This is a genomic window from Rhizobium sp. CIAT894, assembly GCF_000172795.2.
In the GTDB taxonomy this organism is placed as follows: domain Bacteria; phylum Pseudomonadota; class Alphaproteobacteria; order Rhizobiales; family Rhizobiaceae; genus Rhizobium.
In genome coordinates this window covers 4010628-4029769 of record NZ_CP020947.1, presented here as the reverse complement: position 1 = coordinate 4029769, position 19142 = coordinate 4010628, and the positions used below count along the sequence as shown (strand labels likewise).

Sequence of the window (19142 nt, the reverse complement as noted above, 5' to 3'; positions counted from 1 at the left end):
CGCTTAGAGCGCCTTCTGCAATTCCGGCAAGGCTTCGAACAGATCGGCGACCAGACCATAGTCGGCGACCTGGAAGATCGGCGCCTCCTCGTCCTTGTTGATGGCGACGATCACCTTCGAATCCTTCATGCCGGCCAGGTGCTGGATGGCGCCGGAGATGCCGGCGGCGATATAGAGATCGGGCGCAACCACCTTGCCGGTCTGGCCGACCTGCCAGTCGTTCGGCGCATAACCGGCATCGACAGCCGCACGGCTGGCGCCGACGGCAGCACCGAGCTTGTCGGCAAGCGGCAGGATGACTTCGCGGAACTTCTCCGCCGAGCCCAGCGCCCGACCGCCGGAGAGAATGATCTTGGCAGAGGTCAGTTCCGGACGGTCGGAAGCCGACAGCGCATCCTTGACAAAGGTCGACAGGCCCGGATCGGAAGCCGCCGGGATCGCTTCGACGGAGGCAGAGCCGCCTTCAGATGCCGAGGCAAACGAGGCGGTGCGCACGGTGATGACCTTCCTGGCATCACTTGCCTGCACCGTCTGGATGGCATTGCCGGCATAGATCGGCCGCTTGAAGGTATCGGCGGAGACGACTTCGATGATTTCCGAGACCTGGGCGACGTCGAGCAGGGCTGCGACGCGCGGCAGCACGTTCTTGCCGACCGAAGTGGCGGCCGAGATGATCGTGTCGTAGCCGGCAGAAAGCGAGACGATCAGGTCGGCCAGCGGCTCGGCCAGATTGTTGGCGAGTGCATCGCTTTCGGCGAGCAGCACCTTCGAAACGCCGGAGAGTTTGGCCGCCGCATCGGCCGCCGCCTTGGCGCCCTTGCCGGCAACGAGGATGTGCACGTCGGGGCCGATCTGGCTTGCCGCGGTCAGCGCCTTGGCGGTCTGGTCGGAGAGGCTCGAATTGTCGTGGTCGGCCAGAAGAAGAATGGTCATGATGGTTGCTCCTGTTCCAACCCGATTACAGCACGCCGGCTTCGTTCTTCAGTCTGTCGACCAGCTCGGCGACCGACTTGACCTTGACGCCGGCCTTGCGGCCACCCGGCTCCTCGGTCTTCAGCACCTTCAGCCGCGGTGTGGTATCGACGCCGAAATCGGCCGGGCTCTTCTTGTCGAGCGGCTTCTTCTTCGCCTTCATGATGTTCGGCAGCGAGGCATAACGCGGTTCGTTCAGGCGCAGGTCCGTGGTGACGACCGCCGGCAGCTTGATCTCGATCGTCTGCAGGCCGCCATCGACCTCGCGGGTGACGGTCGCCTTGCCATCCCCAATCTCGATCTTCGAGGCGAAGGTCGCCTGGGCAGAACCGAGCAGCGCCGCCAGCATCTGGCCAGTCTGGTTGGAATCGTCGTCGATCGCCTGCTTGCCGACGATAACAAGGCCCGGCTGTTCGGCATCGGCCACGCCCTTGAGGATCTTGGCCACAGTGAGCGGCTCGACGGCATCCTCGGTCTCGACCAGGATCGCCCGGTCGGCGCCCATGGCAAGCGCCGTCCTCAGCGTCTCTTCGGCCTTGGCCGGACCGATCGAGACGACCACGACTTCCTCGGCCTTGCCGGCTTCCTTCAGCCGCAGCGCCTCTTCCACCGAGATCTCGTCGAACGGGTTCATCGACATCTTCACATTGGCTAGCTCGACACCCGAACCATCCGGACGAACCCGGATCTTCACGTTGTAGTCGACAACCCTTTTGACGGGCACGAGAATCTTCATGGGGTCCTTCCTTCAGGGAAAACTGGCTTCAGAGACTTTTCTAGAAAATGCGCGCTCAGGCGCTGCTCCGATTGTCGAATGGCGACATGGATACGCGTTTTTCCTCCAATTTCAACGCTTGCATGACGCAGGCAGGCGATTTGACCGGCAATATATGGACGCTTACGTTCACGTCAATATCGCTATCAGCGCCGGCCCCAGGGAAAGCGCTGCGCTATCCGTCCGTCCGTTCCGGCGGCGATGGTCGGAACGGCGCCAGGACTGTTTCTCACGGCCCGAGGTGTGACGATCTCCCGGTCGAAGAGCGGCACGCCGGGCCGGCGCAAGACGAGGATTAAAAGACCCCCGGCAATGATGCCGCCGACATGTGCGCCCCAGGAAACGTCGCTTTCGGGTGTGATCGCCAGCATGAAGAACTGTTGCCCGATCCACAAAAGCAGCGGTACGAAAGCCGGCAGGGGCAGCGGCACACGGAAGAAGACCAGCACCCAAACCCTGACGCGCGGATGCAGCATGACATAGGCGGCAACCACGCCGGAGACCGCTCCCGATGCCCCGACCAGCGGCGCTTGCGACGTCATGCCGAGCAGGCCGTGGCAGAGCGCGCCGGCGGCTGCGCAGGCGAGATAGAACATCAGGAAGCGCAGATGCCCCATCGCATCCTCGACATTGTCGCCGAAGACCCAGAGGAAGATCATGTTGCCGGCGAGATGCCAGAAGCCGGCGTGAACGAAGGCATAGGTGAGATAAGTCAGCGGTTCCGGCACGATTTCGAGCCCCGGCGCCAGCACCGCATCGCCGAAGACGATGGCCGGGATGTAGCCGAGCCCGACTGTCGTCGCCTGGGCTGCCTGCTCGCTCTCAAGGCTGGTCAATAGCCAGATTGCGACATTCAGCGCGATCAGCGAGAGCGTCACCCACTGGACCTTGATATGTTTCAGCGTATTGGCGTCGTGAAGTGGTATGAACATAAAGGCCCCCCGGCGATCGTCGTCGCGGCGAACCTATCTGTTTTTTCCGGGAACCCAAAGCACATCTGCTTGGCCCCCGTCATTTGCATGGCGCGCCGCGACGAAGAGGAAATCCGAGAGCCGGTTGACGTATTTCCTGGCCGGCTCGCTGACGATTTCGCCGTCGCTGCGGGCAAGCGCCACCATCAGACGTTCGGCGCGCCGGGCAATCGTGCGGGCAAGATGCAGATATGCGGCAGCCGGGCTGCCGCCCGGGAGGATGAAGGATTTCAGCGGCTCGAGACCGGCGTTCAACTGATCGATATCGCGTTCGACGCGGTCGACCTGGGTCTCGACGATCCGCAGCGGTTCGTAGGCCGGCGTCTCGCCGGTATCAGGCGTGGCGAGATCGGCGCCGAGATCGAAGAGATCGTTCTGGATCGACACCAGCATGGCGTCGAGCTCGGGCAAGCCTGATGTGTGCAGCCGCGCCAGGCCGATCGCGGAATTGGCCTCGTCGATCGTGCCATAGGCTTCCACGCGCAGATCGTCCTTTGTCCGGCGTGGGCCGGACACCAGCCCGGTCGTGCCGTCATCGCCGGTTTTGGTGTAGATCTTGTTGAGTTTCACCATGTTGCACCGCCGGTGGGTGGGAGGATTGTCGCATCACCCCTACCTCCGTCATGCTCGGGCTTGACCCGAGCATCCACACCGCATCCATCAGCGGCTACGGGGATGGATCCTCGGGTCAAGCCCACTGCTGTCCGGTTTAAATTGTGTCACCATTGGAGGCTCATCTGGCCGGGATTTCCGGGAGGGTTGTTGCGTGGTTTTAGCAGGCGGTCGATCCTTTTGCGGTGCATCAGGTTGGTGCGCACCAGGCGGGCGAAGGCCAGCGGGCTTATGATGGTGGCCTGGTCGGCCTTTGCCATCTGCAGCAGCAGATAGGCGATCAGAGCGACGGCCACCTGGATGCGCACTGCATTTTCGCTGTTGCCGAGGAAATGGCGGATTTTCAGCGTCTGCTTGACCCAGCGGAAGAACAGTTCGATCGCCCAGCGGCGCTTGTAAAGTGCGGCGATCTCCTCGGCCGGGGCGGTAAGATCGTTGGAGAAGATGCGCAATATCTTGCCGGTTTCGATCCGCACGCCGATCTCGCGCACCGGCCGGTTCATCGGATTGCGGCGGCTCCTGGCCTGGCGCTGCGGCAACAGGCCGATGCGGTCGAACAGGATGCCGGCATCCTCGTTGACCGCCTGCTCGGCGCTCGCTGTCAGTTTCGTATGGGACTTGAGGCGGGTGACGATGCGGCAGCCGGCGGCATCCAGCTTCGCCCACCAGCCGAAATCGTAATAGCCGAGATCGAAGACATAGGTGGCGCCCGCCTCGATCGGCATCTCCTTGGCGGCGGTGATGTCGTTGACATTGGCCGCGGTGACGGCCGCATAGATCGGCCGTTCGGCATTGGCATCATAGACGACGTGCATCTTGGCGCCGCAGGCCTGATCGGAAAAGCGGGCCCACTGCGATCCCGCCCCGGAAAGTGGCAGACTGCTGCCGTCGATCAGATAGACCGCCTCGCCGATGGCCCGCTTGAGGCCGCGCCCGGCGCGGGCCAGCATCTGCGTAAACAACTCGGTAAAAACGGCGCTCGGACGCAGGCCGTTGGCATCGGCGAAAGTCGAGCGCGACACCGGGCGAGCGCCGAGATGGTAAAGGCGGGCACTATGGCTTTCCAGGGACCCGACGATCTCGCGCAGGCTGACGGCACCGGCAAGCTGGCCGTAAAGCAGGGCGATCAACTGGCTCTTCGTCGACAGCCGCCGAACATGCTTGTCGGCCTGATGCTCCTCCACAAGTCTTTCGAAGATCGTCCACGGAATCCGCTTCAACAGATCATGAAAGACGCTATTGTCATGCCGCACGGTGTTGCTCCTATTTCGTGTCCGAGATCGTCGCGAAACGCTCGAATACGAGTAGAATCAACACCGTGCACCATGTCCACTAAATTTAAACCGGACAGCAGTGGGTCAAGCCCGAGGATGACGGAGGGTGGGATTGGCCTTTTCGCCAAACTCGCCCAGGCATACTGACACACACCGCGTAGGGGTGTTTCCTCAAGCCGCTTCCCTCACCTCCCTCATTCCTGTGCTCGTCACAGGAATCCAGTGCGCGCAAGTCTTTGCGCGCGGGCGACTCTTTTGAACGTCGGATTTTGTTATTCACCGCGCGGACGCGCGGTGGCTGGATTCCTGTGACGAGCACAGGAATGAGGGAGGGTGTTTCGGCGTTCATCATAAAAAATACCCCTCCCACGGTTCCTCACGTCGGCCGGCCGCCGCCGGTCAGCCAGAGCGTCACCATGATCAGGATGACGGCGATGGCCTGCAGCAGGACGCGAAGCTGCATCAGCTTGTTGGAACGGTTGGCGTCGCCGCCCTTCATCATGTTGAAGAGGCCGCGGATCAGGACGAGGGCGACGGCGCCCATGACGATGATCGCAAGGATATAGGTGACCGTGGACATGGCATTCAGCTTTCTCAGTCCGTCCAGCGCATCAGGCGGTAGAAGAGGTCTGCCGGAAGCAGCCGCTTCAGGATCATGCCCTGTTTAGCCGGCGTCGTTACAGGATAATGTGGTCTTGGATTTTTCGAGTTCAATGCGTGTTTCAAGACGGAATAGACCGCCTCCGGGCCAAGCTTGTGTCGGTTGACCGGCCCCGATCCGTCGAGCCTTGCCAGTTGCCTGACATAGTCGGCCGCGTGCGGTGAATTCCGGACGTCGATATGCTCCCTGATCTTGGCGAGTGCATTGGCGGTGAAACGCGTGGCGATCGGCCCTGGCTCGATCAGGCTCACATGGATGCCGCTGCCCTGCAGTTCCATGCGCAAAGTGATGCTGAGGCCTTCGAGCGCGAATTTGGAAGCGGTATAGGCGCCGCGGTAGCGATAAGGCACGACGCCGAGGATCGACGAGCATTGGACGATCCGTCCCTCGCCGCGTCTGCGCATCGCCGGAATGACCTGCCGCGTCAGTTCGTGCCAGCCGAAGAAATTCGCCTCGAACTGGGCGCGCAGCGCTGCTGTCGAAAGATCCTCGACGGCGCCCGGCTGACCGTAGGCGCCGTTGTTGAAGAGCGCGTCGATGCGGCCGCCGCTGCGTTTCATGACGCTGTCGACCAGTTCGGAAATCGTCTCGGTCCTGGCATAGTCCATCAGGAAGGCTTCGATGCCGTCGGCTTCCAGGCTCGCCAGATCCTCGGTTTTGCGCACCGTCGCGAAGACGCGCCAGCCATCGGCTTTCAGCGCCCGGGCGCAATGAGCGCCGATCCCGGACGAGCATCCGGTAACGACGATGGTGCGCTCTCCCGCCATGGAATGATTCCTGTACAAACTGGGACTCGTTTCCCATATTCGGCCAGAGGATACAATCTGGAAAGCCGGAGACGGAATGCCGAAGGTGCTGCGCACGATCTACGACGTGGTCTACGACGCGATCTGTCATATGGTCGAGGATGACGGTTTCGCCATGGCGAGCCACGTGGCGCTGTCGAGCCTGCTTGCGGTTTTCCCCTTTCTGATCTTCGGCACGGCACTCGCCAGCTTTCTCGGCGCCGATCAGTTCTCCTCGACCGCCATCCACCTGATCTTCGACACCTGGCCGGAGGCGATCGCCAAGCCGCTCGCCGACCAGGTACTGCAGGTGCTGACCATTCAGCGCGGCGGGCTGCTGACGATCTCGGTGCTGGCGGCCGCCTATTTCGCCTCGAACGGCGTCGAGGCGCTGCGTATCTCGCTCAACCGTGCCTATCGGGTGCAGGAAACGCGGCCGTGGTATTTCACCCGCCTCGCCAGCCTCGGCTACGTGCTGATCGCGGTCATCATCTTTGCCGCGATCAGCATCCTGCTGGTCGCCGTGCCGCTGGCGCTCGATTATGCCAGGAAGTGGCTTCCGTTGTTTGCCGATACGCTCGACGTCGTCTTCAGCTGGCGCATCTACGGCACGCTTGTCGTGCTGACCGTCGGGCTGCTGGTCGTGCATCTGTGGCTGCCGGCCGGCAAGCGGCGGGTCTTCGACGTCATTCCGGGCGTGCTGCTGACACTGCTGCTCTGGCTGGCCGGGGCGCTGATCTTTGCCTATTATCTGGCGACCTTCGCCAATTATACCGCCACCTATGCCGGTCTCGCCTCCGTCATGATCGTGCTGATCTTCCTCTACATGGTTGGCGTCATCTTCATCATCGGCGCGGAGATCAACGCGGCGCTGATCAAATTCCGCGTCTTCCGGATGTTCTCCCATACGCTGTCCATCGTCGGCAGGCAGCGTGTCGAAAGGCGGTCAGAGCCCGACAAGACGGCGAATATCGGCCCCTGACAGGCCGCTGGCGCGCAGTTCCCCAAGCCCGCTGTCGCCTTCGCTCTTCGAAAGTTTGCGGCCGCTCGCATCGAGAATCAGGCGGTGATGGTGATAGAGGGGCTGCGGCAGGTCGAGCAGCACCTGCAGCAGCCGGTGCACCGATGTCGCCGGGAAAAGGTCGAAGCCGCGCACAACATGGCTGACACCCTGCAGCGCATCGTCGACGACCACCGACAGATGATAGCTCGACGGGGCGTCCGAGCGCGACAGGATGACATCGCCCCAGACTTCGGGCTCGGCGGCGATCTCGCCCGATCTGCCGTCGCCGGTTTCCGTCCAGAACAGCAGCTCGCCGATCCGGTCCAGCGCCTTGCGCATATCGAGCCGCCAGGCATGCCTCTTCCCCGAGGCCAGTATCTCCCGCCATTCCTCTTCCGGGCGCTTGCGATCGTCGGCGGGATAATGCGGCGTGCCGTCCGGATCGCGCGGCCAGGGGGCACCGGCCGCCTCATAGGCGGCGACGCGCGCCTTCACCTCGCCGCGGGTCAGGAAGGCCGGATAGACCAGGCCGCGCTCGATCAGCGCGTGCAGCGCCGCCTGATATTCGGGGAAATGTTCCGACTGGCGCCGTACCGGACTTTCCCAATCAATCCCCAGCCAGTCGAGATCCCTGAGGATGCCGGCCTCGAATTCGGGCGTGCAGCGCGTCTGGTCGATATCCTCGATGCGCAGCAGCAGGCGGCCATGCGCGGCCTCTGCCATGTCACGGTTCAAGAGGGCCGAGAGCGCATGGCCGAGATGCAACTGTCCGTTCGGACTCGGCGCAAAACGAAATACAGGTTTTTGACGCTCACTCGTGATCATGCTTTCTTTTGCCACGGATTTGAGTTTCGAACCACTGGGAGGCTATGTGCAGATCATCCGCAACGACGACGACGTCAGTCGGGGGCTGGAGGCGCTGCTTGGCCTCGATCCGCGCCTTGCGCCGATCGCCAGGGATATCGGACCGCTTCCGTTGCGGCTGCGTGAACCCGGTTTTGCCGGCCTTGCCCATATCATCGTCTCGCAGATGGTATCGCGCGCCAGCGCCGAGGCGATCTGGCGGCGGATGCTGCCGGCAGACGGCCTGCTGACCGCCGAAGGCTACGTGCTGCTTCACGCCGAGGCTTGGCGGGAATTCGGGCTGTCGCGCGCCAAGGCCGAAACCCTGTCGCGGATCGCCGACGCCGTCGCCTCCGGCCGGCTCGATCTTTCCGGGCTCTGCCTGAAGCCGCCTGACGAAGCGCTTGGCGAACTGACGGCGCTCAAGGGCGTCGGTCCGTGGACGGCGGAGGTCTATCTGATGTTCTGCGGCGGCCATGCCGATGTCTTTCCGGCCGGCGATGTCGCGCTGCAGAATGCCGTCGGTGCGGCATTCGGTCTCGCGGCCCGGCCGCAGGCAAAGGCGCTTGCCGCGCAGGCGCTTGCCTGGTCGCCGTGGCGCTCCGTGGCGGCACGGCTTTTCTGGGCCTATTACGCCGCGAAAACCCGCCGCGACATGGTGCCGACCGCCTGATCGGCACCCCTCTTCAAATTGCCTTTATCCTCTGAATTTATTGGACTTCACAATCCTGTAACAACCGGCCTAATATACAGGTGCAGATGCCGAATCGATCAGGAGAGTCCCTTGACGATTGCAGTCTCCCCCCAGGCCCTGCCAGCGCTCGTTCTGAACGCTGACTACCGGCCGCTGAGTTATTACCCCTTGTCGCTGTGGTCCTGGCAGGACGCGATCAAGGCGGTATTCCTCGACCGTGTGAACATCATCGCAGAATATGAGCATTCGGTTTCCTCACCGAGCTTCTCGATGCGGCTTCCGAGCGTCGTGTGCCTGAAGACTTACGTTCAGCCGTCCCGCAATCCGGCTTTCACCCGGTTCAACGTCTTCCTGCGCGACCGGTTCGAATGCCAGTATTGCGGCGCCCATGACGACCTGACCTTCGACCACGTCATCCCGCGCGCCCATGGCGGCGAGACGACCTGGGAGAATGTCGTGGCGGCCTGTTCGCCTTGCAACCTGCGCAAGGGCAGCAAGCTTCCCAAGCAGGCAGCATGTTCCCATCGCAGAAGCCCTATCAGCCGACGGTGCAGGATCTGCACAATAACGGCCGGCTGTTCCCGCCGAACTATCTGCACGACAGCTGGCTCGACTATCTCTACTGGGATACCGAACTGCAGCCCTGATCAGTTCACGCCGATTTGCGGACGCCTGCGAAGGCGAAGGCTGCGAGCAGAATTCCCGCGATCACGTTCCAGCCCGCAAAAGACAGGCCGAGCACCCTCAGCGCCGCATCGGTGCAGGACGGGCCCTTGATCGTATTGAGTTCGGTGAGCAGATCGCCGGCATTGCTGGTCATGCTGTTTGCGGTCGTCGAGCAGGTGGCGGGGCCCGGCCAGAAATGCCATTCGACGCCGGCGTGGTAGACGCCCATGCCCGCCGTGACCAGCATCAGGATGCCGGCGGCGAGAATGAGCGCGCGGGTGATCCAGTTCGGCAGGCCGACGAGTTCGGAGATGGCGGCGAGGATGGCGATCGGGATGGCGTAATAATAAGGCTGGCGCTGCAGCAGGCAGAGCGCGCAGGGAATATAGCCGCCGATATATTGGAAACCGAGCGCCGTGCCGACCGCCGCCGCCATGCCGATGGCGAGCAATATGGAATAGATAAAGCCGGGGCGGGCAAGCGGCGAAGAAGTGACAGTCATGGCGGAACTCCGCGAAGGTGGGCCTAAAGCATGTCGCGCAAAAGTGTGCAGCGAATAACGACATGCGTAAAAACAAAAACCTAAAGCGCGAGGAGCGAATCTGAAAGATCGCGACGCGCTTTAGTGAGCGAAAGAGCGGTAGCCGACGTATAGCAGGATCGCGGCGCCGGCACCGATGCCGACGAGCTGGCCGAGGCGCTTCTCGACGAAATCCCGGATCGGCTCGCCGTAGCGGCGCAGCAGCCAGGCGAGAAACAGGAAGCGCGCGCCGCGCGCGATAATCGCCGAGACAACGAAAAGCGCCAGATTGACGTGGATGACGCCGGACAGAATGGTCACGACCTTGATCGGCGGCAGATGCGCGATACCCGAGGTGACGAGCAGCAGCAGGATCCATTCGTAGGTGACGCCGGCCTTCATCTGCTCGAAGGCGTCGACCTTGCCGTAGAATTCGAGAATTGGTCGCGCCACCGTCTCATAGGCGTAAAAGCCGAGCGCCCAGCCGGCGATGCCGCCGAGCACGGAGGCGACGGTCGCGATCAGGGCGTAGCGATAGGAGCGCTCCGGCTTGGCAAGCGCCATCGGCAGGAACAGCACATCGGCGGGGACGAGAAAGACGGAGCTTTCGACGAAGGCGATGACGGCGAGCCAGACTTCGGCCGATTTGCGCGCGGCCAGAGACATGGTCCAGTCGTAAAGTCTGCGGAGCATTCCGTTCCCTTCCTGTTGCGGTGCAAAAAGCTTTAGGGGCCATGGGCGGCGCTGTAAATGCTCGCCCGTGTCCTTCGTGCCGCCGCCATCCAAAAATTTTCGTGATGCGAGGGATCGATGCCTCTCCCAAGATTTCACGAGATTGCGAATCGGCCATTCTGCGGCAAGCTGCAGAGCATGATGCCGAAAAGTGTGGGCGGTTTTCGGACGAGACCATGCTCCAGCTGAATTGGGTCGACGTGCAGGGTGGCAAAAGAATGTTCAAAGTGATCGAAGGCGGGCTTGGGCGGGCCGTGCCAATGAATGTCCAGGCCGAAGAGAGCGGCAGGCCTAGCCCGGAGGATGTGCGCCAGGAGGCGGCGCGGCGGCTCAGCGAAAGCGGCTGTCATCTGTCGCGAATCCGGGAATTTGCGACCGGCATGCCGATGCTGGCGGCTCTCAAGCACCTGTCGCTGCAGATCGATTTCGCCGCGGAAGCCTTGTCCCGGCTCGACCCGATCCCCGAGGATTTCCGCTCCGATGGCTATTGGCCGGCGCGTTGAGGCTTTCACCGCAACCGGTTGGCCGCGGGGGGATCCAATCTCATCGCGGCTTGCGATTCAGGACAGATCCATCGACTTTTCCCACTGCTGACGCAGGACGTTCATCTCCGTACGCTTCTGGGCCATCTCGCTGACGGCGGCGCGCAGATTGGGATGGTGTGACATGAACATGTTGAAGTCGCGCCGCTCGAGCACCTCGAACTGGCAGAAATCGACGGCGATGACGTCGGCGGTGCGCCGTCCGCCGGTGAGAAGCGCCATTTCGCCGAAGAACGCGCCTGGTTCCAGCCGGATCGCGCCGCTGGCAAGCCGCACCTCCACCGCTCCCGACGAGATGAAGTACATACTGTCGCCGCGGTCGCCGCGGCGAATGACGCGTTCGCCTGGAGGGGCGGACTTCGCCTTGAAGAGCAACAGCAGCTCCTCCTGCGCGTCCTCGCTGACCTGAGAGAACAGCGGGAAGGTTTCGATCAGCTGCTGCATCTTCAACTGATGCTGGCGCTCGCGTTCCTCGCCGAGCGCCCTGATCTTTTCCAGTTCCTTGCCGAGTGTCTTCTGCCTCTTTCTGCCGTAGTTTTCGAAGAGCGAGGGCCATGTCGAATGGGCGTATTTCTTCAATCCGTCGGTCGTGAGAATGACGATCGGGTTGAGCGTGATCGACAGGATGGCGGCGGCCAGGATCAGATCCTGGCCCTCATGCGGCAGAAGCTTAAGCGACACGCCGAGGCCGGCGAGGATGAAGGAAAATTCGCCGATCTGGGCAAGGCCGCCGGCCAATGTCAGCCCCAGGCCGATCGGATATCGCAGCAATATGACGAGCGCGAAGGTGATGATGCCCTTGCCGAGGATGACGAGCGCCAGCGCGCCGATCACCGCCAGCGGCTGGCGCACCAGGATCGACGGGTCGAAGAGCATGCCGACGGAGACGAAGAACAGCACGGAGAAGGCGTTCTGCAGCGGCAGCGAATCGGCCGCCGCCCGGTGGCTGAGCTGGGATTCGCTCATGACGACGCCGGCAAAAAAAGCGCCGAGCGCAAAGGAAACGCCGAAGATCGCCGCCGAGCCGAAGGCGATGCCGAGCGCGATCGCGAGCACCGTCAGCGTGAACAGCTCACGCGAGCCGGTGCGGGCGATCATCGTCAGCAGCCAGGGCACGATGCGGGGACCGAGGAAGATCGCCATGGCGGCGAAAGCCGCCACCTTCAACAGCGTGAGGCCAATCGTCAGCACCAGCGGCAGCTCGCCGAGGCCGTGGTTTGTGGTCGCGGCGGCGTTGCCGCCCAGAAGCTCGGCGAGCGCCGGCAGCAGCACCAGCGCCAGCACCATCACCAGATCCTCGACGATCAGCCAGCCGACGGCAACGCGTCCGCTGGGGGCGTTGACGAGATTGCGCTCCTCCAGCGCCTTCAGCAGAACGACGGTGCTGGCGACCGACAGGCTGAGGCCCAGGACGATGCCGGCGCCGAGGCTCCAGCCCCAGAGTTTGCAAAGGCCGATGCCCAGCAGCGTGGCGAGAATGATGCGTCCGATCGCGCCCGGCACGGCGATGCCGCGCACGGCAAGCAGGTCGGAGGCGGAAAAATGTAGGCCGACGCCGAACATCAGAAGGATGACGCCCATTTCGGCGAGCTGGCCGGCAAGAGCGGTATCGGCGACGAAGCCCGGCGTGAACGGCCCCATCAGGATGCCGGCCAAGAGGTAGCCGACGAGCGGCGGCAGCCGGAGCCGATCGGCACCATAGCCGAGAATCGCCGCGAAAACGAAACTGACGGCAACCGTCGCGATGAGTCCTACTTCCTGATGCACGTCCGGCCTCTCTTCTTTAGCGGCGGCCACTTTGGACGAAGCGCGCGCAAAATTAAACAGGTGATTTGGATGGCGGGCGTCGGTCGTTCCGAGTCCTGCTGTTGAGACGAAGGTATAGTCTGCCGTCGCCTGCCGCGTGGCTGCGCGCTCGGCGCTGTTGGAACCACTTGGGTCTTTTGTCGTTGCCCTTTCATCAAGAAAGGAGAAACGACATGCGGAAGATCATCCTCAACTGTACTGTGGCGGCCCTTGCCGCCTGCTCGTTTGCAGCGCCTGCCCTGGCCGACAGCGTCTATGTCAGGGAACGTTCCTATGACGATGGCTATCGTCATGAGCGGGTCCGGCCCGGCATCACCATCAGCGAGCGTGGCGTCACTTTCGGTGCGGTGCGCGAACGCGAGCACCGCCGCTATCGCGACAGCGGCTGCGAAACCAGAAGCGTCACCCGCCAGACCGACGAAGGCGAGGTCACCAGGACGGTTCGCCGCTGCGATTAATCGGAAATGCACGACAGACGAAACCCGGTTCCCAAGAGCCGGGTTTCGCCTTTCCTGCGCCAATCTCTCAATGCAGTGGTGAAAGTCGTCCGTCGGTGTTATGAGCACGCCTTTGGTAGAAGCGCACTCCCAGCGCAAATACCGCCTGCACAGGATTTTCCACGATGATTGAACTTACGCCGTCCCAGATCGCCGCACTGAAACTCGCCAGGGATGGAGACCTTTACCCTCAGCCAGCCAATAAATGGACGCATCAGAACGCGACAGTGACTTATGCAAAGAACGACCGTTGGAAAGAACGGCCGCAGAAAATCAAATCGGTCACTGCCAAGACGCTGGGCGAGCTGAAGGAGCCGGGTTTCCTCGAGCGGCGGCACCTGGATGACGACGGCGCAAAAGACGTCTACGGCATCACCATGGCCGGCAAGATGTGGCTGCTGAAGAACAAGTAGTTTCGGATGTGAATTCGGTCCGTGCTTCCGCGTCTTGTCGATGCGGAGGCGCGGACGAACGTATTCGGGATGACGGTTTTAGTGGCCGGAGCACTGTCTAAACCGGTCCGCCTTCGTTCCTAACGGAACTGCGGCGCGACAGCCTTCGCTCTATGAGCTTCGGCTTGCCGAGCCGAAGCTCATAGAGCGAAGGCTGGTGCCCCATGCCGGGGTCGAACCAGCACTTCTTTCGAAACTCGATTTTGAGTCGAGCGCGTCTACCAATTCCGCCAATGGGGCAACGGATACGGGCGGCTGTCTAACATGCGGGCGGCCGCAGATGCAAGACGGGCAAGCGAAGTTATCAGACTGATCCGGTAGAGAGATCCGGCCTCGTTTCGAGGCCGGGCGCTTTCCAATGTCAATGGGCGCCAGCAGGCGCCGGGGCGCTCAGGCCGGATTTCTTCAGTGTGATCGCCAGGATCGAGGCCAGCAGGCAGAAGGCGCCGGCGACGAAGAAGGCGGGCAGGTAGCTCGAAAGCTCGGTGCGCGAGAGGCCGGCGCCATAGGCGGCGGTGGCGGCGCCCAGCTGATGGCCGGCAAAGACCCAACCGAAGACGAGGCCGGCCTTTTCACGGCCGAAGCGGTCGGCGGCGATCTTGACGGTCGGCGGCACGGTGGCGATCCAGTCGAGGCCGTAGAAGATGGCGAAGATGGAGAGGCCGTAAAAGCTGAAATCGCTGAAGGGCAGGTAGAGCAGCGAGAGGCCGCGAAAGCCGTAATAGAAGAACAGCAGCCAGCGGTTGTCGAAGCGGTCGGACAGCCAGCCGGAGCCGATGGTGCCGAAGAAATCGAAGATGCCCATGACGGCCAGCACGCTGGCGGCGGCCACCGGCACGATGCCGAAATCGCCGCAGAGGGTGACGAAATGGGTCTGGATCAGGCCGTTGGTGCTGAGGCCGCAGATGAAGAAAGTGGCAAACAGGATCCAGAAGGTCGAGGTTTTCGAGATTTCCCTGAGCACGGTGATCGGCGTCATCAGCGCGGTGCCGAGGGAGGTGCTTGCCGGCGGCGGCGTTACATCGGTTTCGCCGAGCGAGGGCAGGTTGAGGTCGGCCGGGCGATCCCGCATGAAGGCAAGGACGGCAAAAGCTGCGACCATGATCATGGCGCAGACGAAAAATACCGTCGATCGCCAGCCGTAGCGCTCCGTCAGTTCGGCCATCAGCGGCAGAAAGACCAGCTGGCCGGTGGCCGAGCTCGCCGAAAGCATGCCGACGACGAGGCCGCGATGCTTGGTGAACCAGCGGGTGGAGACCGTCGCCGCCAGCACCATGGCCGTCAGGCCGGTGCCGAAGCCGACGACGATGCCCCAGAGCGCCAGCAGATGCCAAAGCCTGGTCATGAAGAGCGAACCGACGAAGCCGGCACCGATCAGGGCGAGCGCGAAGACGATGACCTTGCGCACGCCGAAATAATTCATGAAGGCGGCTGCGAAGGGGCCCATGAAGCCGAACAGGATCAGGCGGATCGCCAGCGCCGAGGAGATCTGCGAGGTCTCCCAGCCGAACTCGTCCTGCAGCGGCTTGATGAGGACACCGGGTGCGCCCATGGCGCCGGCTGTCACCAGCATGGTGAGGAAGGTCGCGGCAACAACGACCCAGCCGTAGTGGATGTTGCGCCGGGCAAGGGTAGAGGCAAGGGCTGTGGAGACCATGGGCGAAATTCCGTTGGATTCGGGTTCGGGAGAATAGAGGCCTGATTTACATGATGTTCATCATATTTGTTGCTTATTCATGATGGACGTCATATATTTTGTCAAGCGACTATTTCTGGAGATGAAAATGCGGGTCAGCCGCGAGAAATTTGCCGAAAACCGAGAGAAAATCCTGAGCGTTGCCGGCGTGCTCTTTCGCGAGAACGGTTTCGACGGGGTGGGCGTCGCCGACATCATGAAGGCGGCGGGGCTGACGCATGGCGGCTTCTACGGTCATTTCGGCTCGAAGGACGACCTGGCGCTGGAGGTCAGCCGCAAGCTGATCGACAAGGTCGAAACGCGCTGGAAGGAGCATATCGCCAATTCTCCCGACCGGCCGCTGGAATCGCTTCTCGACCATTATATCCACTGGCGCACGGTCGACGATCCGGGCGGCAGCTGCGTCTTTGCGACGCTGATCCAGGAGGTGAGCCGCAGCCGCGGCGCCGTTCGGGCAGTGTTCAGCGATGGGCTGTCGGTGCTGGTCGACACACTCGCCGATATCGTTCCCGGCGAGAGCGAAGAGGAGCGCCGCGCCAATGCCGCCACCACGCTGTCATCGATGATGGGCGCCGTCATTCTCGCCCGCGCGGTCGAGGACAGGGCGCTTGCCGAGCAGTTTCTGGTGACGATGCGCCGGCAGCTCGATCCCGGAAGCCGGAGATAATCTCAGGCTCGGAAGATATTCGATCCCCTCTTCGCGTGTCGGTGAAGAGGGGAACGCACCTACTTGAAGCCGGCAACGGCGTGCGGGATGTAGGGCGCTTCCAGCGCGGCGATTTCCTCGGCGCTGAGCTTGACCGAGAGCGCGGCAACCGCGTCGGTCAGGTGGTTCGGTTTGGAAGCGCCGATGATCGGGGCGGTCACCGCGCTCTTCTGCAGGATCCAGGCGGTGGCGACCTGGGCGCGGGAGATGCCGCGGGCTTCGGCGATCGCGGCCACGGCCTCGACGATCCTGCGGTCGGCGTCGACGGACTGGGTGTAAAGCGTCTTGCCGAATTCGTCGGTCTCGCTGCGTGCCGTCGCCTCGTCCCAGTCGCGGGTCAGGCGGCCGCGGGCAAGCGGGCTCCAGGGGATGACGGCGATCTTCTGGTCCTCGCAGAGCGGCAGCATTTCGCGCTCTTCCTCGCGGTAAAGCAGGTTCAGGTGGTCCTGCATGCTGACGAATTCGGTCCAGCCGTTCAGCCTGGAGACGTAGAGCGCCTTGGCGAACTGCCAAGCATACATGGAGGAAGCGCCGATATAACGCGCCTTGCCCGATTTGACGACATCGTGCAGCGCTTCCAGCGTTTCCTCGATCGGCGTCGTGTAGTCGAAGCGGTGGATCTGGTAGAGGTCGACATAGTCGGTGCCGAGGCGGCGCAGGCTGTTGTCGATTTCGTCGAAGATCGCCATGCGCGACAGGCCGGCGCCATTCGGGCCCGGCCGCATGCGGTTGAACACTTTCGTCGCCAGCACGATGTCCTCGCGCTTGGCGAAGTCCTTGATGGCGCGGCCGACGATCTCTTCCGAGGAGCCGTTGGAATAGGTGTTGGCGGTGTCGAGGAAATTGATGCCGAGATCGATCGCCTGCCGGATCATCGCCCGGCTTTCCTCCTCCCGCAGGCTCCAGGCATGATTGCCGCGGCCGGGATCGCCGAAGGTCATGCAGCCCAGGCAGATCTTCGAGACTTCCAGACCGGTCTTTCCGAATTTCGCATATTCCATGAAACGACTCCGTGATGAATTCGATGATCCAATTCGATGCCGCAATCCAATGCCCCCGGGGCGGCTTTCCTGATCTAGCGCGGAAACCGGCAAAGTCGCAGGGCGCCCGGCGAAGAATCGGTTCTGCGATGCGCACAACAATACGTGATGGGCTTTGAAGCCGGGTCTGTCATCGCCTTCAGGACCGGTCGCTTGCGCAATTGCAGCACAAGGTGTTAGCTGGTGCAGCATTTCATTGGATTTCGACTATGATACTGCCGTCCCATGATCGCTACGACGATCTCTATCGCGATTTCTCGTGGCGGATTCCCGAGGATTTCAATATCGGCCGCGCCGTCAGCGACGACTGGGCGGCCCGGGCGCCCGAACGCGTCTGTCTCGAACATTTCAGCGCTGATGGCGATCACCGCAGTCTGACCTACCGCGCGCTCGCCGACCGGTCCTCGGCCTTTGCCAATGCGCTGGTTTCGCTGGGGATCGAACGCGGCGATCGGGTCGCGCTGCTCTTGCCGCAATCCTTCGAGACGGTGATCGCGCATGTGGCGATCTACAAGACCGGAGCGATCGCGCTGCCGCTGGCGCTGCTCTTCGGCGTCGAGGCGCTGGAATACCGGCTGAAGGCGGCCGGCGTGGCCGCCATCGTCACCAATGGCTTCGGTCTCGAGCGCATCCGGCAGATCCGTGATCGTCTGCCGATGCTGAAACATGTCGTCAGCATCGACGGGACGAGTGCCGATGCGGCCGCTTTCGGAGAACTGGTCGACGGCCATTCCCCTGTCTTCGAGGTTGCCAAGACCGGTCCGGACGATCCGGCGCTGATGATCTTCACGTCGGGAACGACGGGGCCGCCCAAGGGTGCGCTGCATGGCCACCGCGTCCTGCCCGGGCATATTCCCGGCATGCAGTTCGCCCATGAGGGTTTTCCGCGGGCTGGCGACAAGGTCTGGACGCCGTCCGACTGGGCCTGGGCGGGAGGGCTGCTCAACGCGCTGCTGCCGAGCCTTCTGCTCGGCGTTCCCGTCGTCTCGTCGCCGGCGCAGAAATTCGATGCCGACATGGCCTATCGGATCATGGCGGAGATGGGAGTGCGCAACGCCTTCATTCCGCCGACGGCATTGCGGCTGATGCGCGCCGTTTCCGATCCGCGCTCGAAATACGATCTGGTACTGCGCACCATCGGCTCGGCCGGAGAGGCGCTCGGCCGCGAGACCTATGAATGGGCACGGCGCGCGCTCGGCATCACCGTCAATGAATTCTACGGCCAGACGGAGTGCAATTTCGTACTCGCTTCGAGCGCCGCCCATGGTGTCACCAAGGCCGGCGCCATCGGCCGAGCGGTGCCGGGGCATCGCGTTGCGATCGTCAATGATGCGGGAGACGAGCTGCCGGCCGGTGAGCCGGGCCAGATCGCCATCGCCAGTCCCGATCCCGTCATGTTCCTCGGCTATTGGAACGATGCGGCGGCGACCGAGAAAAAATTCGTCAAGGGCTGGCTGCTCACCGGCGATATCGGCCGGCAGGATGACGAGGGCTACGTCACCTTCGAAGGCCGCGACGACGACGTCATCACCTCATCGGGATACCGCATCGGCCCGGCCGAGATCGAGGATTGCCTGATCGGCCATCCCGCTGTGCAGCTCGCCGCCGCCGTCGGCAAACCGGACGTGGTGCGCACCGAAATCGTCAAAGCCTATATCGTGCTGTCGCCCGGCCACCATCCAAGCGAGGCGCTGGCGGCCGACATCAGGGAGTGGGTGAAGACGCGGCTTTCGATGCACGAATATCCGCGCGAGGTGGAATTCATCGACGCCCTGCCGCTGACCACCACCGGCAAGGTGATCCGCCGGCTGCTGCGCGAGAAAGCGGCCGCCGAAGGTTAGTGCATATCGCTCGGAAGTGTGCAACGGTTCCGGGAGAACGATATGCATAAAACA

20 protein-coding genes, 1 tRNA gene and 2 pseudogenes are annotated in these 19142 nt (G+C 62.7%); 8 read left to right on the top strand and 15 right to left on the bottom strand.

All coding sequences use genetic code 11. The features are described 5' to 3' along the window. Positions 1-3: 3 nt before the first annotated feature. The 8 genes and pseudogenes from RHEC894_RS19780 to RHEC894_RS19745 form a co-directional block, all read right to left on the bottom strand. Entirely contained in the window at positions 4-933 is a 930-nt protein-coding gene (locus RHEC894_RS19780; protein ID WP_085738547.1) for an electron transfer flavoprotein subunit alpha/FixB family protein, read from the bottom strand. Positions 934-958: 25 nt separating this feature from the next. Next, a complete protein-coding gene (locus tag RHEC894_RS19775; RefSeq protein ID WP_085738546.1) occupies positions 959-1708 on the bottom strand; it encodes an electron transfer flavoprotein subunit beta/FixA family protein in 750 nt (249 codons plus the stop codon). Positions 1709-1893: 185 nt separating this feature from the next. Next, on the bottom strand, positions 1894-2679 hold the full coding sequence (locus RHEC894_RS19770; RefSeq protein ID WP_010067102.1) for a rhomboid family intramembrane serine protease: 786 nt from the start codon (positions 2677-2679) through the stop codon (positions 1894-1896). Positions 2680-2712: 33 nt separating this feature from the next. Next, positions 2713-3291 (bottom strand): cob(I)yrinic acid a,c-diamide adenosyltransferase, encoded by a 579-nt coding sequence (locus RHEC894_RS19765; protein ID WP_085738545.1) that lies wholly within the window; start codon positions 3289-3291, stop codon positions 2713-2715. Between the two features lie 146 nt (positions 3292-3437). Beyond that, positions 3438-4583 carry an IS4 family transposase gene (locus RHEC894_RS19760; RefSeq protein ID WP_010069540.1) on the bottom strand — a complete coding sequence of 382 codons (1146 nt, stop codon included), beginning with the start codon at positions 4581-4583 and terminating at the stop codon, positions 3438-3440. Between the two features lie 193 nt (positions 4584-4776). Then, positions 4777-4935: pseudogene (locus RHEC894_RS33435) on the bottom strand (tRNA lysidine(34) synthetase TilS); the annotation flags it as partial. Positions 4936-4980: 45 nt separating this feature from the next. Beyond that, entirely contained in the window at positions 4981-5184 is a 204-nt protein-coding gene (locus RHEC894_RS19750) for a twin transmembrane helix small protein (protein WP_010065544.1), read from the bottom strand. 14 nt (positions 5185-5198) lie between these two features. Next, complete coding sequence (locus RHEC894_RS19745) at positions 5199-6032, bottom strand: SDR family oxidoreductase (protein ID WP_085738543.1); 834 nt, start codon at positions 6030-6032, stop codon at positions 5199-5201. A gap of 76 nt (positions 6033-6108) precedes the next feature. Between RHEC894_RS19745 and RHEC894_RS19740 the strand changes: the two genes are divergently transcribed. Continuing rightward, entirely contained in the window at positions 6109-7032 is a 924-nt protein-coding gene (locus RHEC894_RS19740) for a YihY/virulence factor BrkB family protein (protein ID WP_085738542.1), read from the top strand. Here RHEC894_RS19740 and gluQRS read toward each other — a convergent pair. Next, entirely contained in the window at positions 6997-7878 is an 882-nt protein-coding gene (gene gluQRS, locus RHEC894_RS19735) for a tRNA glutamyl-Q(34) synthetase GluQRS (RefSeq protein ID WP_085738541.1), read from the bottom strand. The genes RHEC894_RS19740 and gluQRS overlap by 36 nt on opposite strands. Here gluQRS and RHEC894_RS19730 point away from each other — a divergent pair. Continuing rightward, positions 7877-8569 (top strand): DNA-3-methyladenine glycosylase, encoded by a 693-nt coding sequence (locus RHEC894_RS19730; protein WP_085738540.1) that lies wholly within the window; start codon positions 7877-7879, stop codon positions 8567-8569. The two genes, gluQRS and RHEC894_RS19730, sit on opposite strands and share 2 nt — an antisense overlap. 111 nt (positions 8570-8680) lie before the next feature. Next, positions 8681-9237, top strand: a pseudogene (locus tag RHEC894_RS19725) (HNH endonuclease). Positions 9238-9242: 5 nt separating this feature from the next. Here RHEC894_RS19725 and RHEC894_RS19720 read toward each other — a convergent pair. Together RHEC894_RS19720 and RHEC894_RS19715 are read right to left on the bottom strand one after the other, a co-directional pair. After that, positions 9243-9758, bottom strand: a complete 516-nt coding sequence (locus tag RHEC894_RS19720) for a disulfide bond formation protein B (protein ID WP_010068942.1) — start codon at positions 9756-9758, stop codon at positions 9243-9245. Positions 9759-9878: 120 nt separating this feature from the next. Then, a complete protein-coding gene (locus tag RHEC894_RS19715; protein ID WP_010068941.1) occupies positions 9879-10469 on the bottom strand; it encodes a YqaA family protein in 591 nt (196 codons plus the stop codon). A gap of 215 nt (positions 10470-10684) precedes the next feature. On the opposite strand from RHEC894_RS19715, the gene RHEC894_RS19710 reads away from it, so the two are divergent. After that, complete coding sequence (locus tag RHEC894_RS19710; RefSeq protein ID WP_085738539.1) at positions 10685-11011, top strand: hypothetical protein; 327 nt, start codon at positions 10685-10687, stop codon at positions 11009-11011. 57 nt (positions 11012-11068) lie between these two features. On the opposite strand, the gene RHEC894_RS19705 is transcribed toward RHEC894_RS19710, so the two are convergent. After that, the gene (locus RHEC894_RS19705; RefSeq protein ID WP_085738538.1) at positions 11069-12817 is read right to left on the bottom strand and encodes a cation:proton antiporter; all 1749 of its coding nucleotides are present in this window, start codon (positions 12815-12817) and stop codon (positions 11069-11071) included. 212 nt (positions 12818-13029) lie between these two features. On the opposite strand from RHEC894_RS19705, the gene RHEC894_RS19700 reads away from it, so the two are divergent. Together RHEC894_RS19700 and RHEC894_RS19695 are read left to right on the top strand one after the other, a co-directional pair. Continuing rightward, complete coding sequence (locus RHEC894_RS19700) at positions 13030-13314, top strand: hypothetical protein (protein WP_085738537.1); 285 nt, start codon at positions 13030-13032, stop codon at positions 13312-13314. Between the two features lie 164 nt (positions 13315-13478). Further along, complete coding sequence (locus RHEC894_RS19695; RefSeq protein WP_085738536.1) at positions 13479-13766, top strand: hypothetical protein; 288 nt, start codon at positions 13479-13481, stop codon at positions 13764-13766. Between the two features lie 194 nt (positions 13767-13960). Here the strand turns inward: RHEC894_RS19695 and RHEC894_RS19690 are convergent. Then, positions 13961-14045: transfer RNA gene (locus RHEC894_RS19690), tRNA-Leu, on the bottom strand. 121 nt (positions 14046-14166) lie between these two features. Next, complete coding sequence (locus tag RHEC894_RS19685; protein WP_010069064.1) at positions 14167-15462, bottom strand: MFS transporter; 1296 nt, start codon at positions 15460-15462, stop codon at positions 14167-14169. Positions 15463-15589: 127 nt separating this feature from the next. Between RHEC894_RS19685 and RHEC894_RS19680 the strand changes: the two genes are divergently transcribed. Continuing rightward, positions 15590-16168 (top strand): TetR/AcrR family transcriptional regulator, encoded by a 579-nt coding sequence (locus RHEC894_RS19680; protein ID WP_010069063.1) that lies wholly within the window; start codon positions 15590-15592, stop codon positions 16166-16168. A 59-nt stretch (positions 16169-16227) separates the two neighbouring features. Here the strand turns inward: RHEC894_RS19680 and RHEC894_RS19675 are convergent, their stop codons facing one another. Next, complete coding sequence (locus RHEC894_RS19675) at positions 16228-17208, bottom strand: aldo/keto reductase (RefSeq protein WP_085738535.1); 981 nt, start codon at positions 17206-17208, stop codon at positions 16228-16230. A gap of 248 nt (positions 17209-17456) precedes the next feature. Between RHEC894_RS19675 and RHEC894_RS19670 the strand changes: the two genes are divergently transcribed. Beyond that, positions 17457-19088 (top strand): AMP-binding protein, encoded by a 1632-nt coding sequence (locus tag RHEC894_RS19670; protein ID WP_085738534.1) that lies wholly within the window; start codon positions 17457-17459, stop codon positions 19086-19088. Positions 19089-19142 lie beyond the last annotated feature (54 nt).

What these genes read in the sequence shown, in the direction of transcription:
- RHEC894_RS19720 (WP_010068942.1), bottom strand. Translation starts at nt 9,758, where the DNA reads ATGACTGTCACTTCTTCGCCGCTTGCCCGCCCCGGCTTTATCTATTCC.
- RHEC894_RS19745 (WP_085738543.1), bottom strand. Translation starts at nt 6,032, where the DNA reads ATGGCGGGAGAGCGCACCATCGTCGTTACCGGATGCTCGTCCGGGATC.
- RHEC894_RS19710 (WP_085738539.1), top strand. Translation starts at nt 10,685, where the DNA reads ATGCTCCAGCTGAATTGGGTCGACGTGCAGGGTGGCAAAAGAATGTTC.
- RHEC894_RS19715 (WP_010068941.1), bottom strand. Translation starts at nt 10,469, where the DNA reads ATGCTCCGCAGACTTTACGACTGGACCATGTCTCTGGCCGCGCGCAAA.
- RHEC894_RS19750 (WP_010065544.1), bottom strand. Translation starts at nt 5,184, where the DNA reads ATGTCCACGGTCACCTATATCCTTGCGATCATCGTCATGGGCGCCGTC.
- RHEC894_RS19765 (WP_085738545.1), bottom strand. Translation starts at nt 3,291, where the DNA reads ATGGTGAAACTCAACAAGATCTACACCAAAACCGGCGATGACGGCACG.
- RHEC894_RS19675 (WP_085738535.1), bottom strand. Translation starts at nt 17,208, where the DNA reads ATGGAATATGCGAAATTCGGAAAGACCGGTCTGGAAGTCTCGAAGATC.
- RHEC894_RS19770 (WP_010067102.1), bottom strand. Translation starts at nt 2,679, where the DNA reads ATGTTCATACCACTTCACGACGCCAATACGCTGAAACATATCAAGGTC.
- RHEC894_RS19775 (WP_085738546.1), bottom strand. Translation starts at nt 1,708, where the DNA reads ATGAAGATTCTCGTGCCCGTCAAAAGGGTTGTCGACTACAACGTGAAG.
- RHEC894_RS19740 (WP_085738542.1), top strand. Translation starts at nt 6,109, where the DNA reads ATGCCGAAGGTGCTGCGCACGATCTACGACGTGGTCTACGACGCGATC.
- RHEC894_RS19730 (WP_085738540.1), top strand. Translation starts at nt 7,877, where the DNA reads ATGCTTTCTTTTGCCACGGATTTGAGTTTCGAACCACTGGGAGGCTAT.
- gluQRS (WP_085738541.1), bottom strand. Translation starts at nt 7,878, where the DNA reads ATGATCACGAGTGAGCGTCAAAAACCTGTATTTCGTTTTGCGCCGAGT.
- RHEC894_RS19780 (WP_085738547.1), bottom strand. Translation starts at nt 933, where the DNA reads ATGACCATTCTTCTTCTGGCCGACCACGACAATTCGAGCCTCTCCGAC.
- RHEC894_RS19695 (WP_085738536.1), top strand. Translation starts at nt 13,479, where the DNA reads ATGATTGAACTTACGCCGTCCCAGATCGCCGCACTGAAACTCGCCAGG.
- RHEC894_RS19670 (WP_085738534.1), top strand. Translation starts at nt 17,457, where the DNA reads ATGATACTGCCGTCCCATGATCGCTACGACGATCTCTATCGCGATTTC.
- RHEC894_RS19700 (WP_085738537.1), top strand. Translation starts at nt 13,030, where the DNA reads ATGCGGAAGATCATCCTCAACTGTACTGTGGCGGCCCTTGCCGCCTGC.
- RHEC894_RS19680 (WP_010069063.1), top strand. Translation starts at nt 15,590, where the DNA reads ATGCGGGTCAGCCGCGAGAAATTTGCCGAAAACCGAGAGAAAATCCTG.
- RHEC894_RS19685 (WP_010069064.1), bottom strand. Translation starts at nt 15,462, where the DNA reads ATGGTCTCCACAGCCCTTGCCTCTACCCTTGCCCGGCGCAACATCCAC.